At 73.6% G+C, this 14,060-nt stretch carries 14 protein-coding genes; 7 read left to right on the top strand and 7 right to left on the bottom strand.

Annotated elements, in window-relative coordinates:
• Positions 1-51 precede the first annotated feature (51 nt).
• Complete coding sequence (locus AC3A5R_RS10375; protein WP_487620689.1) at positions 52-666, top strand: dihydrofolate reductase family protein; 615 nt, start codon at positions 52-54, stop codon at positions 664-666.
• Between the two features lie 60 nt (positions 667-726).
• Positions 727-1,623 (top strand): hypothetical protein, encoded by an 897-nt coding sequence (locus AC3A5R_RS10380; RefSeq protein ID WP_487620690.1) that lies wholly within the window; start codon positions 727-729, stop codon positions 1,621-1,623.
• A gap of 34 nt (positions 1,624-1,657) precedes the next feature.
• On the opposite strand, the gene AC3A5R_RS10385 is transcribed toward AC3A5R_RS10380, so the two are convergent.
• Positions 1,658-2,299 carry a TetR/AcrR family transcriptional regulator gene (locus AC3A5R_RS10385; RefSeq protein ID WP_487620691.1) on the bottom strand — a complete coding sequence of 214 codons (642 nt, stop codon included), beginning with the start codon at positions 2,297-2,299 and terminating at the stop codon, positions 1,658-1,660.
• Between the two features lie 82 nt (positions 2,300-2,381).
• Here AC3A5R_RS10385 and AC3A5R_RS10390 point away from each other — a divergent pair, with 82 nt between their 5' ends.
• The gene (locus tag AC3A5R_RS10390) at positions 2,382-3,446 is read left to right on the top strand and encodes an NAD(P)-dependent alcohol dehydrogenase (protein WP_487620692.1); all 1,065 of its coding nucleotides are present in this window, start codon (positions 2,382-2,384) and stop codon (positions 3,444-3,446) included.
• 18 nt (positions 3,447-3,464) lie between these two features.
• On the opposite strand, the gene AC3A5R_RS10395 is transcribed toward AC3A5R_RS10390, so the two are convergent.
• Complete coding sequence (locus tag AC3A5R_RS10395) at positions 3,465-4,103, bottom strand: TVP38/TMEM64 family protein (protein WP_487620693.1); 639 nt, start codon at positions 4,101-4,103, stop codon at positions 3,465-3,467.
• Positions 4,104-4,265: 162 nt separating this feature from the next.
• Here AC3A5R_RS10395 and AC3A5R_RS10400 point away from each other — a divergent pair, with 162 nt between their 5' ends.
• The 3 genes from AC3A5R_RS10400 (at position 4,266) to AC3A5R_RS10410 (ending at position 6,802) form a co-directional block, all read left to right on the top strand.
• Positions 4,266-5,153: an ABC transporter ATP-binding protein gene (locus AC3A5R_RS10400; RefSeq protein ID WP_487620694.1), complete on the top strand. Its 888-nt coding sequence runs from the start codon at positions 4,266-4,268 to the stop codon at positions 5,151-5,153.
• On the top strand, positions 5,150-5,947 hold the full coding sequence (locus AC3A5R_RS10405; protein WP_487620695.1) for an ABC transporter permease: 798 nt from the start codon (positions 5,150-5,152) through the stop codon (positions 5,945-5,947). Before AC3A5R_RS10400 ends, AC3A5R_RS10405 begins: the two co-directional genes overlap by 4 nt.
• Positions 5,948-6,019: 72 nt before the next feature.
• Positions 6,020-6,802: a MerR family transcriptional regulator gene (locus AC3A5R_RS10410; RefSeq protein ID WP_487620696.1), complete on the top strand. Its 783-nt coding sequence runs from the start codon at positions 6,020-6,022 to the stop codon at positions 6,800-6,802.
• Between the two features lie 122 nt (positions 6,803-6,924).
• Here the strand turns inward: AC3A5R_RS10410 and AC3A5R_RS10415 are convergent, their stop codons facing one another.
• From AC3A5R_RS10415 to AC3A5R_RS10425, 3 genes are all read right to left on the bottom strand, one after another.
• Positions 6,925-8,427, bottom strand: coding sequence for a carboxylesterase/lipase family protein (locus AC3A5R_RS10415; RefSeq protein WP_487620697.1), 1,503 nt, complete (start codon positions 8,425-8,427; stop codon positions 6,925-6,927).
• 65 nt (positions 8,428-8,492) lie between these two features.
• Entirely contained in the window at positions 8,493-9,875 is a 1,383-nt protein-coding gene (locus AC3A5R_RS10420; protein ID WP_487620698.1) for an MFS transporter, read from the bottom strand.
• Positions 9,872-10,465, bottom strand: a complete 594-nt coding sequence (locus AC3A5R_RS10425) for a helix-turn-helix domain-containing protein (RefSeq protein ID WP_487620699.1) — start codon at positions 10,463-10,465, stop codon at positions 9,872-9,874. The genes AC3A5R_RS10420 and AC3A5R_RS10425 overlap by 4 nt, the downstream gene beginning before the upstream one ends.
• A gap of 156 nt (positions 10,466-10,621) precedes the next feature.
• On the opposite strand from AC3A5R_RS10425, the gene AC3A5R_RS10430 reads away from it, so the two are divergent.
• The gene (locus tag AC3A5R_RS10430) at positions 10,622-11,386 is read left to right on the top strand and encodes a polysaccharide deacetylase family protein (RefSeq protein ID WP_487620700.1); all 765 of its coding nucleotides are present in this window, start codon (positions 10,622-10,624) and stop codon (positions 11,384-11,386) included.
• Positions 11,387-11,496: 110 nt separating this feature from the next.
• On the opposite strand, the gene AC3A5R_RS10435 is transcribed toward AC3A5R_RS10430, so the two are convergent.
• Complete coding sequence (locus AC3A5R_RS10435; protein ID WP_487620701.1) at positions 11,497-12,447, bottom strand: S1C family serine protease; 951 nt, start codon at positions 12,445-12,447, stop codon at positions 11,497-11,499.
• Between the two features lie 183 nt (positions 12,448-12,630).
• Positions 12,631-14,016: a replicative DNA helicase gene (gene dnaB, locus AC3A5R_RS10440; protein ID WP_323095636.1), complete on the bottom strand. Its 1,386-nt coding sequence runs from the start codon at positions 14,014-14,016 to the stop codon at positions 12,631-12,633.
• Positions 14,017-14,060: the final 44 nt, after the last annotated feature.

The raw sequence follows: 14,060 nt of genomic DNA on the forward strand, positions 1-14,060 counted from the left end.
CTCTCGGCGCGCTCGGCGCACGCCTCTCCCTCCACGCTAGCCGCGCGCGTCATGGCCGGCGGCGCCCTGTCGGCGGCCTCACACGGCCTCCCCGCGGCGCACCCTCGCGCCGCGCCTGACACCGCCGATCGGCCGGGTCGGCTGTCGGTCCGGCCGCCTACGGTCGCGGGATGGACGATCCACGAGGCGGCGGGCAGGCGCGCCCGCGCGTCGTCGTCACGACCACGGCGAGCCTCGACGGCCGGATCACCACGTCGCGGGCCGAACGGCTCCTCGATCCGGGCGTCTCCGACCGCTGGCGCGCCGCGTGGCCTGCCGCCCGGCTACCTCGCCCGGCTGCGCGCGGTCGGCGTCGGCTACCTCGTCGTCGGCGGCGACCGCGTCGACCTCGCCCTCGCACTCGAGCGGCTCGGCGACACGCTGGGGGCGACGTGCGTCGTGTCCGACGGCGGCGGCGGCCTCAACGGGGCGCTGCTGCGGGCCGGCCTCGTCGACGAGCTGCACGTCGTGACGTTCCCGGCACTCGTCGGCGGCCTCGGCACGCCGTCGTTCCTCGACGGCCCGCCACTGCCGCAGGGCGGGGAGCCCCTCCGCGTCCGGCCGCTCGGCGTCGTCACCGGTGCGGCGGGCAGCACGTGGGCGCGGTACGCCGTCGGTCCCGGCTGACCCGTCTCCCCGCCCACACCCCTTGTGACACAGGACGGCCCGGGGCGGCACAATGCCGAGATGACCGACGCGCGCGCCACGGAGGCGCGACAGCTCCTGCACGACCAGACCGACCGGACGGCGTCGGGGTCGCTCGAGGACCCCGCCCTCGTCGCGGCCGTCGTCGGGGTCGAGCGCCTCGTCGTCGCCACCGGCTCGACCGACGAGCAGACGTTGCGCGACGCCCTCGAGGGCCGGCCCGTTCCCGGTTCGGACGCCGAGGCCGTGGCCACCCTCGTCGCCGAGGCCGAGCGGCACGTCCTCGCCGGCCTGGCGCGCCGTGAGTCGGGGCAGTCGGTCGACGCCGGGGTCATCAACCCCGACGCGGGCACCTATCGGATGACGACCGACGCGATGCTGCTGCGGGCCGCGGTCCGGGCGGCCCAACGCTCGTTCGACGTCATGCCCTACTACCGGATCCGCTACGGCGAGAGGGGATCCCGGTTTGCGAGCAGCGACTCCGCGTGGCTCATCTCCCTCGCACCCCTCGGCGCCGACCGGGCGACGCGTCAGGTGCGGTGGCTCTCCGGCGTCCTCGCCGGGCGTGGCATGCCGTCGTGGCTGATGGAGCTGCACCTCGACGAGCTCGTCACCGAGGTGCGGTCGGTCGCCGGCGACTCGGCCGTCGGCGCGCTTCCTGCAGCCCGCGACGCGGTCTCCGGCGCACGTCGGGCGCATGTCGACGACGAGCTGCTCGACCAGGCCGACGCGTGGGCCGACGAGCTGCTCGGCGCCACCCTGCCCGTACCGCGGACCGGGGCCCTCATGGGCGCCGCCACGGCGGACGCCCTCGCCGGGGTCACGCGCGATGACCACCCCCTCGTGGACTGGCTCACCGACCCGGTCCGCACGGCTCCGGCGGCCGCCACGGCGCTGCACGAGCTGCGTCAGCGCATCCGCGACGCCGCGCGCCCCTGACGCGGCCGACCGGCCGACCCCGCCCGTCCCTGCGTCAGGGCAGGAGGGCCGCGACGCCGTCGAGGACGAGGTCGAGCCCCGGCTCGAACTCTCGCGCGAAGGTGTACCCCGGCGCGAGCACGACGTGCTCGGCGAACCACGCCATGTTCGGGTAGGCCCCGACGAGCTCGGCGAGCGGACCCGCGCTGACGAGGTCGGCGGCCTCCGCGCCAGAGTCGAACGGCAGCGTCGTCTCCTGCAGGACGAAGCCGTACACGAAGGCGTCGACGACCGCATAGGCGTGCGCCACGTGCTCGGGCGTGAACCCCGCCGCGCGCAGGCAGGCGATGTTCGCGTCGTGGTAGGCGAGGGTGGCCGGCCCGGGCGCGCGTCGGGACTCCATCAGCGGCAGCGCCCACGGGTGACGGGAGAGCACCTCGCGCACCGACACCGACCGGCGACGCAGCTCGGCGCGCCAGTCGCCCGACGCGTCGGGCAGCACGACCTCGTCGTAGACCCGGTCGACCATCCCGTCCAGGAGCGCGTCCTTGTTCGCGACGTGGTGGTAGAGCGACATCGCCTCGACGCCGAGCTCGCCGGCGAGGCCGCGCATCGTCAGGCGACCGATGCCCTCGGCATCGGCCACGGCGACCGCGGCGTCGAGGACACCCTCGCGGGTCAGCTTGCGCGGGGGCATCAGGTCTCCTGGGGTTGTTTGCCTTACGGCGTAATGCTAGCGTCGTCATGAACCTTACGTCGTAAGAGAGCGAGTCTCCGTAATGAACCCCTCGGCCCACACCCCTTCCACCACTCCGTCCCCGGCCGGGCCCACGGCCTCGTCCCCGGCCGGCACCCCGACGCCGCTGCCGACCCGGATGCGGGCCGCGACCCGTCGCGCCTACGGCGGCGTCGACGAGGTCCGCGTCGAGCACGTCGACCGGCGTGCCCCCGGGCCGGGCGAGGTGCTCGTCGCGGTCCGTGCCGCCGGGCTCGACCGCGGCGCCCTGCACCTGCTCACCGGCACCCCGTACGCCGCCCGGGCGGCCTTCGGGCTGCGGCGCCCGCGCCAGCCGGTCCTCGGCTTCGAGCTGGCCGGCGAGGTCGACGCGCTCGGGGCGGGTGTCACCGGGCTGACGGTCGGCGACCGCGTCTTCGGCACCGCGCCGGGCTCCTTCGCCGAGTACGCCGTGGCGCGCGCCGACCAGCTGGCCCCGACGCCGGCGTCGGTGGACGATGCGCAGGCCGCGACACTGAGCATCTCCGGTGGCACCGCCCTCGAGGCCGTGCAGCGGTACGCGCACGTCGAGGCAGGACAGCGGGTCCTCGTCCTCGGCGCATCCGGCGGGGTCGGCACCTTCGCGGTCCAGGTGGCGGCGCACCTCGGCGCCGAGGTGACCGCGGTGTGCAGCGCGGCCAAGGCCGACCTCGTCCGCGACCTCGGCGCCCGGCACGTCGCCGACTACCGCACGACGTCCGTCGCCGACCTCGACGGCCCCTTCGACGCGGTCATCGACATCGCGGGCAACCGCCCGGTGCGCGAGCTGCGCCGCGTGCTGACGCCGACCGGGTCGCTCGTCATCGTCGGCGGCGAAGGTGGCGGGCGGTGGCTCGGCGGCCTGCACCGCAACCTCGCCGTCAGCCTCCTCGACCCGTTCTCGCGCCAGCACCTGTCGTGGTTCGTCACGAGGCAGTCGGGCGGGCTGTCCGCCCGGGTCGGCGCGCTGGCTGCCACGGGTGCCGTCCGGCCGGTCCTCGACCGGGTTGTCAGCCTCGAGGGCGTGGCCGACGCACTCTCCGACATGGAGCGCGGCACCCTGCGCGGCAAGGTCGTCGTCCGGCCCTGACGGGCTCAGGCCCGGGGGTCAGGCCTCGGGCGTCAGGCCGGGGTCGGTCCGGCGCGACCGCCAGCGGGCGAGCGCCAGGGCACCGAGTGCCGTCGTCGAGAGGGCGGCGAGCAGCACCGGCAGCCAGCCGGGAGCGTCGAGCCCACCGCCGACGACGGCGTAGAGCACGGCGCCGGGAGCGAGGCCGATCGCGCTGCCGACGACGAACGCGACGCGCGGCACGGCCAGCGCGCCGCTGCCGTAGTTGAGGATCCAGAAGGGCAGCACCGGCAGGAGCCGCAACGACACCATGCCCGCAAGCCGCTCCGCGCGGGCGCCGGCCGACTGCTCACCGGCGGCGCGGGCCACGGCCGCCTCGGCCCGCCCCACGACCCGGTCGACGCGTCCGCCGGGGCGGCGTGACCGCGCTGTGAGCCGGGCGAGCTCGTAGCTGCCCACCGACGCGAGGACCGCGGCGGCCCAGGCCAGCACGAACCCGGCCCACGGACCGAAGGCCGACCCGGCGAGGAGCGTCAGGACGGTCCGGGGCACGCCGAGCATCGTCGCGGCGACGAAGACGGCCAGGAAGAGGACGCCGAAGGCCGCGGGCGAGGCCGGAGCGAGCGACAGCAGCACGGCGTGCACCCACGCCGCCGCCGCGTGCACCGACGCGCTCACCTCCACCCGCTGACCTCCACGCGGACAGCATGGGACCCGAACCCCGGTCACGCCAAAACGGCCGCGACGGAGGACTGGCGTGCGCAGCGTCCGGATCCCTCTGGAAACTCGTCCGAAAGAGGGCTTGACCTTGACGCAGCGTCAGGGTTGGACGCTCATCCCATGACCACGAAGAGCGCCATCGAGATCGTCGGGCTCCGGCAGTCCTACGACGACAACGCCGTGCTGAAGGGCGTCGACCTGCGCGTCCCCTCCGGCACGATCTACGCCCTGCTCGGCTCCAACGGCGCGGGCAAGACCACGATGGTCCGGATCCTGTCGACCCTCCTGCGGCCCGACTCCGGCACCGTCACCGTCCACGGCCACGACGTCGTCACCGAGCCGCACGAGGTGCGCTCGGCGATCAGCCTGACGGGCCAGTTCGCGGCCGTCGACGAGATCCTCACCGGCCGCGAGAACCTCATCCTCGTCGCCCAGCTGCGACGCATCCCCGACCCGGGCGCCGTCGCCGACGCGCTCCTCGCGCGCTTCGACCTCATCGAGGCCGGGTCCCGACGCGTCGGGACCTACTCCGGCGGCATGCGGCGCCGCCTCGACATCGCGATGAGCCTCATCGGCGAGCCGGCCGTGCTGTTCCTCGACGAGCCGACGACCGGCCTGGACCCGCAGTCGCGGATCGAGGTCTGGAAGACCGTCCGCGAGCTCGCCGGCCGCGGCACGACGGTGCTGCTGACGACCCAGTACCTCGACGAGGCCGAGCAGCTCGCCGACCGCATCGCGATCCTGCACGACGGCCGGATCATCGCCGAGGGAACCCTCGCGGAGCTCAAGGCCCTCCTGCCCCCGGCCACCGTCGAGTACGTCGAGAAGCAGCCGACCCTCGAGGAGATCTTCCTCGCGATCGTCGGCCCGGGCCGCACCCCGGACCAGCCCACCGACCGACCCACCCCGGACCAGCCCACCGACCGACCCACCCCCGACAAGCCCACCCCCGACAAGCCCACCCCCGACAGCCACGACCTGCCCGACACCCAGGGAGCCCACCGATGACCATCCACGCCGCAGTCCCCACTCCCTCCCACACCCTGGGCGACACCATCGGCGACACCGTCGTGCTGACCAGGCGGTCACTGCGCCACGTCCTGCGCAGCCCCGACACCATCATCACGACAGCGATCACCCCGATCGCGATGCTGCTGCTCTTCGTCTACGTCTTCGGCGGCGCCATCGACGTCGGCGGCGCGAGCTACGTCGACTACCTGCTACCCGGCATCCTGCTCATCACCGTGGCGTCGGGGATCGCCTACACGGCCTTCCGCCTCTTCACCGACGTCTCGACCGGCATCGTCGAGCGGTTCCAGTCGATGCCGATCGCCCGGTCGGCACTGCTCTGGGGTCACGTGCTCACCTCGGTCGTGGCGAACCTCGTGTCGCTGGCGCTGGTCGTCGCGGTCGCGCTGGCCATGGGGTTCCGGTCGAGCGCCGGCCTCGGCGCCTGGCTGGTCGTCGTCGGCATCCTCGTCCTTTTCACGCTGGCGCTGACGTGGCTCGCCGTCATCCCCGGCCTCACCGCGAAGTCGGTCGACGGCGTCAGCGGGTTCTCCTACCCGCTGATCTTCCTGCCCTTCGTCAGCTCGGCGTTCGTGCCGACGGAGGGGATGCCGGGCCCGGTGCAGTGGTTCGCCGAGCACCAGCCGGTCACCTCGATCGTCGACACGATCCGCAACCTGCTCGCCGAACGGCCCGTCGGGAGCACCGGCTGGGTCGCCCTCGCCTGGTGCGTCGGCCTCCTCGTCGTCGCCTACGTCCTCGCGATGCGCACCTACCGACGCAAGGTCGGCTGACTCACCCGTCATCACCACCACCCACAGCGCGTCCGACGTCGCCACCCACCACCCGATCGGGAGAATGAGCCCATGCTGACGATCAGCCAGCTCGCGGCATACGCCGGAGTCACGGTGCGCACGGTCCGGCACTACCACGCCAAGGGCCTGCTGCCCGAGCCCGAGCGCGACCGCTCCGGCTACCGACGCTACGACGCCGCGGCCGTGGTCGAGCTGGTCCGGATCCGCACGCTCGCCGACGCCGGGGTGCCGCTCTCGCGGGTCAGCGAGCTGCTCGACGCGGGCGAGGTCGAGTTCGCGGCGGCGGTCGAGCAGATCGACCGCCGCCTGCGAGCCGAGATCCGCGAACGGCAGCGGCACCGGGAGCGGATCGCCCAGCTGGCGGCCGGCGAGAGCCTGGCCCTGCCGCCGGTGGCGGTCGCCTACGTCGAGCGGATGCGCGAGCTCGGGTTTCCCGAGCGTCTCATCGAGGTCGAGCGCGACAGCTGGATCCTCATCGCGGCCCAGGTGCCCGACGAGGTGCCGGCGCTCATGGAGATCAAGCACACCCAGCTCGAGCACCCGGTGCTGCGCCGGCTCTACCTCGACATCGGCGACCTCGTCGACGCCGGCCCGAACGACCCGCGCCTGCCGGCACTCGCCGACCGCGTCGCGGCGTTCATCGAGGCCGCATCCGCCGAAGCCGTCGAGTCCGGCCGCGCCGAGGAGGACTACCCGATCAGCCCGGACCTCATCGAGCTGCTCGACACGACGTTCCTCGAGTCGTTCGCGTGCGCCGGCCGCCTGCTCGAGCTGCTCGAGGAGCGCGGCTGGACCGGCTGGACCGACATCCGACGCATCGAGCCCGTCCACTGACGGCGCGGACGAGGCCTGCGGACGCGGCCCGCGGAAACGCCCTGTTGACACGCCCTGCTGACGTGGCCCGCTGACGACGGCGCGCTGACGATGAGGCCCGAAGCGCCGAGCGGCCCTGCGGCTCAAACGAGGTCGAGGACGTCCGGGTAGGTGGTCCACAGCTCGACCGAGGCCCGCTCCGGGTAGTCGACGACGCGCGGCTCGACGTCGAACACCCGGGTCGCGCCCGCGTCGAAGGTCGGCCACCCGGGGTCACCGGTCGTCGCGAAGTCGACCCACGCCCGGCGCATCTGCGCCGAGAGCGCATCGGCCTCGGGCCCCGGCGTGCCGATGAGCATCGCCGGTTGCCCGGCGGTGAGGTTGCCGAACACGAGCGGCACGTCGAGACCGTGGCAGGCTCCGAGGGCGCCGCCCATCCCCGGCGCCGGCCACGTCAGCTCGTAGACGTGCGCGGAGCCGCCGGCCGCGAGCTGCGCCCGCGCGAGCAGCACCGACGGCATCCGGAAGAGCCAGTCGGAGCGGACGACCTCGTGGAGCGCGTCGGGGTCGGCGAAGCGGTCGCGGTACGCCTGCGGGTCGGGGGCGAAGACCTCCGCGGCCTCGGCAGCCATGGCAGGGGTGATCTGGCCGAGCACGCCGGTGAGGAGCGAGAGCAACCGTTGCTCGTCGCGGGTGTGACCGACCAGCAAGGGAACTCGCCCGGTGAGACCCTCCCACGGCGTTGCCCGCAGGACGTCGCCGTCGACGACGGGCGCGACGGGGACCCGCGCGTGGGCGGCCCGGCCCCAGCGGTCGGCATGCTGCTCGGCCCGCTCCAGGACGGCATCCAGGGCAAGTGGGAGCAGGTCGGCGTCGACACCCGGCAGGTCGGCGGACGCGACGCCGAGCTCGGTCGCGCACACGCGGGTGACGTCGGCGGCGAGCGCCGGCGTGAAGAAGGTGCCGGGCACGCTCTGCGCGATCGCGCGCCGGAAGAGTCCCTGCGCCCGCGGCATCGCCAGGAGGGCGGCGACCGAGCCGCCCCCGGCCGACTGCCCGAAGACCGTGACGCGCGTCGGGTCGCCGCCGAAGGCCCCGACCGCGTCGCGCACCCACTCGAGCGCGGCCACCTGGTCGAGCAGCCCCCGGTTGGCCGGCGTGCCCTCGACGAGGCCGAACCCCTCGAGCCCGACCCGGTAGTTGAAGGTCACGACGACGACGCCGTCGCGGGCCAGCACGGAGCCGTCGTACTCCGGAAGGCCGGACGTGCCGAAGACGTAGGCGCCGCCCTGGACCCACACCATGACCGGCAGCCGGCCGGTGAGGTCGGGCGACCAGACGTTGGCCGTCAGCCAGCCCGGGTCGGTGGACGACGCGTCGTCGCCGCGATCCGCGCCGGCAGGAGCACCGGTCGCACCGGCCGGGGCGGCCGTACCGGTCGGTGCGGCGGGGCCGGACTGCGGCGGCGGGGGCCCGAAGGCCGACGCGTCGCGGACGCCGCTCCAGCCGCGCACCGGCCGCGGCGACCCGAACCGCTCGGGCAGGCTCGCGAACGAGATGCCGCGGAACACCGCGAGCCCCGCCTCCTGCCGACCACGCACCACGCCGCCCGGCACCTCGACCTCGACACCCACCTCTACAGCCACCCCATGATGATCGCCGGGTCCGCGAGGCGGCACGAGCGCTTTTCCGCCCGCGCCGACCCGCTTCGTCAGCCGACGGCGACCGGGGTGGCGCCACCGACGGGGGACCCGTCGGTCGCCGTGGCGGCAGGAACGGGGCGCGTGTCGAAGCCGCGGAACGACCGGAACAGCAGCGGGCAGAGCGACGCCGCCAGGTAGGCGAACCCGACGACCCAGAGCGCCGCCTCGAGGCCGAGGCCGCTCGCGATCAGGCCGCCGAGCACGCCGCCGAGCGGCATGAGCGACCAGCACAGGGCCGAGTTGAGCGAGGACACCCGACCGGTCAGGTGCGGCGGGATCCGCTCGTAGACGACTGCGCCGAGGATCGGGTTGAGGAAGCCCGAGGCGAACCCGGACGCGGCGAAGACGAGCAGACAGGCCCAGAGCGGCGCTCCGAGCGCGAGCACGACGAACCGCGGGAGCCCCGACACGAGGAAGGCGACGAGGTAGGTGCGGTAGCGCGGCAGACGGGCACCGAACCGGGCGGCCAGCAGCGCGCTGAGGATCGACGCGCCGGACATGCCCGAGAGGAGCGTGCCGATCCCGGTGGCGCCGGCCCCGCTCTGCTGCCCCCAGGCGGGCAGGAGCACCGCGGTCCACGCGATGTCGAGCAGGTTGGTGGCGGCGACCATGGCGCTGAGCGCGACGAGCACGGGGTCGCGGCGCAGGAACTGCCAGCCTTCGCGGAGCTGCTGCACGTACGTCGCGGGGGGCGAGGCCGCCGTGCCCGCCGGTGAGGCGTCCGCCCTCGTCGACGCCTCGGCGCCCGTCGACGCGTCGGGGCTCCTCGGCGCGTCGGGGCTCGTCGACGCGTCCGAGGACGTGGACGCGACGGGCACCCGCGGCAGAGCACCGGTCGTCGCGAGGAGGACGGCCGCGCAGATCGCGAACGACACGGCGTCGACGAAGAGAGCACCCACCGCCCCGAGGAGGCCGACGAGCACGCCGGCGAGCGCGGCGCCGGCCATCGACGCGGTCCGCTCGATGGCGCCGTGCAGCCCGGTGACCCGCTCGAGCGGCACGGCGGCAACCGACGTGACGCTCGGGACCATGGCGCTCTTGGCGCCGTCGCCCGGACCGCGCAGGGCTCCCGCCAGCCCGACGAGCACGAGCAGGACCGGCAGGTCGAGCCGACCGGCCAGGTGCAGCATCGGGATCGCCGCGACGGTCAGGGCCGAGGCGGCGTCGCACCACACGGCGACCCGGCGTGCGCCGAGGCGGTCGGTGAAGGGCCCGCCGAGGACCTTGAACAGCACGAGCGGCGCCATCTCGACCGCCGCGACGAGGCCGGTCTGGGTGACCGACCCGGTCGTCGTCAGGACGAACCACGGCAGGGCGATCATCGAGATCCGCGTGCCGACGAGCGAGATCGCCTCGGCCGTGAGCAGTCCGTAGAGCGGGGTGCGGCTCATCGCGCGCCCCCTGCGACGAGGCCGTCTCCGGCGTCCGGGTGCAGGTAGGCGTTGACGTTCACCGTGTACGGCAGCGCGTCGGGGGTGTCCGGGTCGGCCTCGGCGAAGTCCGCCAGGAGGACCACCATCGCGTCGCGCAGCTCTCCGGCGCGGGCGGGGGTCAGCCGCAGGACCCAGTCGCTGAAGGTGGCCGCCTCGCGCCACGCCTCGGGTAGCCGGCGCTGCTGCGTCACCGCCCGCTGGAGCAGCTCGGCGTGCGTCGTGGCGACGGCCTGCAGGTAGGCGTCGCGGGCGTCGAGGTCGGCCGGGGCAAGGCCCGCCTCCTCGCGGGGCGTGCGGGTGGAGGCATGCGCCGCACGCCACCAGCGCTCGCGCCCGTTGCCGCGCTCGACGTCCTCCTCGATGAAGCCGTGCCGGGCCAGCTGGCGCAGGTGGTAGGAGGTCGCACCGGTGTTGAGGTCGAGGCGGCGGCCGAGTCCGGACGCGGTGTCCGGCCCGTCGACGCGGAGCATGCCGAGCATCCGGAGGCGGACGGGGTGCGCGAGCGCGCGCAGGGCCTCGGGTCCCGGGGTGACGAACGATTCGCTCATGGGACGAGCATAAACCGCAAACAACTCTTTGCAAAGAGTTGTTTGCAATTGAGGTGTCCGGTTCCTCCACGTCCGTCCCAGCAGTTTCGATCGGTCTCAGGTCTCACCCGGCGCGTCCACGGTCGATGTCCGGGGGCGGTTCGTACCGTCGAGAAGATGGACCGCCGCACGTTCCTGGCCTCCCTCGCCGCAGCCGTCGCCGCCGGGCTCGCCGGCTGCGGCACCGAGCCGTCGCCGGAGGCCGCCCGCTCACCGACAGGCACGAAGACCCTGTTCGCCGCGCCCAAGGGGCTGCGGAAGGTGCCGCTGCCGCACGGGACGCTGTTCGAGCTCCCCGACCAGGGACGTACCGTCGCGCTGACGGTCGACGACGGCACGAGCTCGGCGGTCATCGAGGGCTACGCGAGGCTGGCTCGCGACACCGGCCTGCGGCTCACGTTCTTCTGCAACGGCGTCAACTCCGGGTGGACGACTCACGCCGACCTGCTGCGCCCGCTCCACGACGACAACCAGATCTTCCTGGCGAACCACACGTGGTCGCACCCGAACCTGCTGCACCTGTCGCCGGCTCGGGTCGCCCGCCAGGTCCGCCGCAACGAGGCCTTCCTCAAGAACACCTACGGCACGCTCGGACGGCCTTTCATGCGTCCGCCGTACGGCGCCCACGACAAGGCCCTCGACGCCCAGCTCGCCGACCTCGGCTACCCCGCGGTGACGATGTGGCTCGGGGATCTCGGGGACTCCTCGGTCGTGTCGCCGCAGAAGATCGTCGCCAGCGCCGAGGAGTGGCTGCTGCCCGGCCACATCGTCATCGGGCACGCCAACCACCGGCCGGTCACGAAGGTGTACGGACAGCTCGTCGAGATCATCCGGGCCCGGTCCCTGCAGCCGGTGCACCTCGGCGACATCTTCGAGGTCTGAGCGCCTCTCCGCGCCAGCGCGCGAAGGTGTGCACTCGACCCTCACGGTCGAGTGGGCACTCTCGCGCGCGCGGGAGTCAGGCAGCACGGCGGGCGGGGCCCGGTGGCGGGTCACCGGCCCCCGACGATCTGCTTCGCGACCTCGATGGCCTGGTCGATCGGGATGGCGTACCCGGCCTCGGTGGCACCCGTGCGCCGGTTCGTCGCCGCGGCCGTGTCCATGCCGACGACCACGCCGGACGCGTCGAGCAGCGGTCCACCGGAGTCGCCGGGCTGGACGTCGGCACTCGTCTCGATGAGGCCGGTGATGCGCTCGGCCCGTGGGGAGCCGACGTCACGGGCCGTGATCGCCTGACCCAGCGCCGTGACGGTGCCCACGGCCGCCGAGGTGCCGGGAGCGTTACCGGCGTTGCCGACACCGGTCACCATCTGCCCCACAGCGACCGTGCTCGAGTCGCCGAGGGGAGCCGTCCGCAGGCCACCGGCGTTCTCGAGCTGGAGCACCGCCACGTCGTCGGTCGGGCTGTCACCGACGACGCTCGCCCGGTACCGGCGGCCCGTGGCGAGGTCGACCACCGAGACGGACGTCGCACGGGCGATGACGTGGTCGTTGGTCAGGATGCGACCCGAGGCCGTCAGGACGATGCCGGTGCCGGCGCCCTCCTCGCGCCCGTGGTCGAGCATCGTGAGGACGTTGACCACGCCGACCGTCTGAGCGGCGGTCGCCCGGGTCGCGGGGCGCACCGGGGCGGCGGAGGTCGCCGACCCTCCTGAGCCGCGACCCGAACTGCCGCCGGAGCCGCCGCCGTTCGATGCGGTGCCACCGATCCCAGCCCCGCCGAACCGTCCGTGGCCGTGGCGCCACCCGCCGTGCCCGGTTCCGGGTCCGTCGGTCGCGGCCCCGGAACCCCCGTACGGGTCGACCGCCGCGGCCGGACCGTTGACGGTCGCCGTCGGCGACGCAGCGTGGACCAGGAGCGTGGCCGCGCCGCAGGCGGACAGGGCCGCCACCGCACCGACGGTGGCGAGCCGGGTGCGTCCGCGAGGGTGGTGAGCAACCATGACGCGTCCTGGGGTGGGTGACACGAAGGTGTGTCACGAGGTCTGTCACCCCCAGCGGACGCCTGTTTCCCGTGACTGCGCTTCCGGTTGGGTGTGGGCCCGCTGTGCGAGCCCCTTCCGTCTCCGGTGCGGGCCCGACCACGATGCCGACGACGTGCCGGCCACGGTGCCGCGGCAGACGCGTCAGAAGTTCGAGGCCATGTTCTGGAACCGGCTGAAGTGGCCCTGGAAGGCGACGACGATGGTGTCGGTCGGGCCGTTTCGGTGCTTGGCCACGATGAGGTCTGCCTCGCCCTCGCGGGGGCTGTCGCGCTCGTAGGCGGCCTCACGGTGCAGCAGGATGACCATGTCGGCGTCCTGCTCGATGGAGCCGGACTCACGCAGGTCGCTCATCGCGGGCTTCTTGTCGGTGCGCTGCTCGGGGCCACGGTTCAGCTGGCTGATGGCGATGACCGGCACCTCGAGCTCCTTGGCGAGCAGCTTGAGCGCACGCGAGAACTCCGAGACCTCCTGCTGGCGCGACTCGACGCGCTTGCCGCTCGACATGAGCTGGAGGTAGTCGATGACGACGAGCTTGAGGTTGTGGCGCTGCTTGAGCCGGCGGCACTTGGCGCGGATCTCCATGAGCGACATGTTCGGCGAGTCGTCGATGAACAGCGGCGCGTCGGAGACGCGGCCCATCGTCGAGGCCAGACGCGTCCAGTCCTCCTCGCGCATCGTGCCCTTGCGCATGTGCTGTAGCTGGATGCCGGCCTCGGCCGAGAGCATGCGCATCGTGATCTCGGTGCGGCTCATCTCGAGGCTGAAGACGACCGAGGCCATCTTGTGCTTGATGGCGGCCGACCGGACGATGTCGAGGCCGATCGTCGATTTGCCCATCGCCGGTCGGGCGGCGATGACGATCATCTGGCCCGGGTGCAGGCCGTTGGTCAGGGCGTCGAAGTCGGTGAAGCCGGTGGGCACGCCGGTCATCTCGCCGGAGCGGCCGGAGGCGACCTCGATCTCGTCGACGGTGGCCTCGATGACGTCGCCGATGGCGTGGTAGTCCTCGCCGCCGCGCTTGTCGGCGACGGCGTAGACCTCGGCCTGTGCGGCGTTGACGATGTCCTCGACGTCGCCGCCGCCCTGGGCGTAGCCGAGCTGGACGATGCGGGTGCCGGCTTCGACGAGGCGGCGCAGCACGGCGCGCTCGGCGACGATCTGGGCGTAGTAGCCGGCGTTGGCCGCGGTGGGCACCGAGGCGATGAGCTGGTGCAGGTAGGCCTGACCGCCGACGCGGGTGAGGTCGCCACGCTTGGTCAGCTCGTCGCTGACGGTGATGGCGTCGGCGGGCTCGCCGCGACCGTAGAGGTCGAGGATGGCGTCGTAGATGAGCTCGTGCGCGGGGCGGTAGAAGTCGGTGCCCTTGAGCTGCTCGACGCAGTCGGCGATGGCGTCCTTCGACAGGAGCATGCCCCCGAGGACCGACTGCTCGGCGCCGACGTCCTGCGGCGGGAGGCGGTCGTCGGGCGGCCCGCCCTCGCGCGCCGACGACGCGAACGCGCTGGTGCTCAGCTCGTCGAGCGACACGAACTCACCTTCCCCTGACTGACGTAACTACATCGGTGCAACTC

The sequence above is a fragment of the Intrasporangium sp. Soil_C_50 genome (assembly GCF_057656595.1).

Coding starts and splice junctions, on each gene's coding strand:
- AC3A5R_RS10435 (WP_487620701.1), bottom strand. CDS start 12,447: ATGGTTGCTCACCACCCTCGCGGACGCACCCGGCTCGCCACCGTCGGT.
- AC3A5R_RS10410 (WP_487620696.1), top strand. CDS start 6,020: ATGCTGACGATCAGCCAGCTCGCGGCATACGCCGGAGTCACGGTGCGC.
- AC3A5R_RS10430 (WP_487620700.1), top strand. CDS start 10,622: ATGGACCGCCGCACGTTCCTGGCCTCCCTCGCCGCAGCCGTCGCCGCC.
- AC3A5R_RS10380 (WP_487620690.1), top strand. CDS start 727: ATGACCGACGCGCGCGCCACGGAGGCGCGACAGCTCCTGCACGACCAG.
- AC3A5R_RS10375 (WP_487620689.1), top strand. CDS start 52: ATGGCCGGCGGCGCCCTGTCGGCGGCCTCACACGGCCTCCCCGCGGCG.
- AC3A5R_RS10390 (WP_487620692.1), top strand. CDS start 2,382: ATGAACCCCTCGGCCCACACCCCTTCCACCACTCCGTCCCCGGCCGGG.
- AC3A5R_RS10420 (WP_487620698.1), bottom strand. CDS start 9,875: ATGAGCCGCACCCCGCTCTACGGACTGCTCACGGCCGAGGCGATCTCG.
- AC3A5R_RS10400 (WP_487620694.1), top strand. CDS start 4,266: ATGACCACGAAGAGCGCCATCGAGATCGTCGGGCTCCGGCAGTCCTAC.
- AC3A5R_RS10425 (WP_487620699.1), bottom strand. CDS start 10,465: ATGAGCGAATCGTTCGTCACCCCGGGACCCGAGGCCCTGCGCGCGCTC.
- AC3A5R_RS10385 (WP_487620691.1), bottom strand. CDS start 2,299: ATGCCCCCGCGCAAGCTGACCCGCGAGGGTGTCCTCGACGCCGCGGTC.
- AC3A5R_RS10405 (WP_487620695.1), top strand. CDS start 5,150: ATGACCATCCACGCCGCAGTCCCCACTCCCTCCCACACCCTGGGCGAC.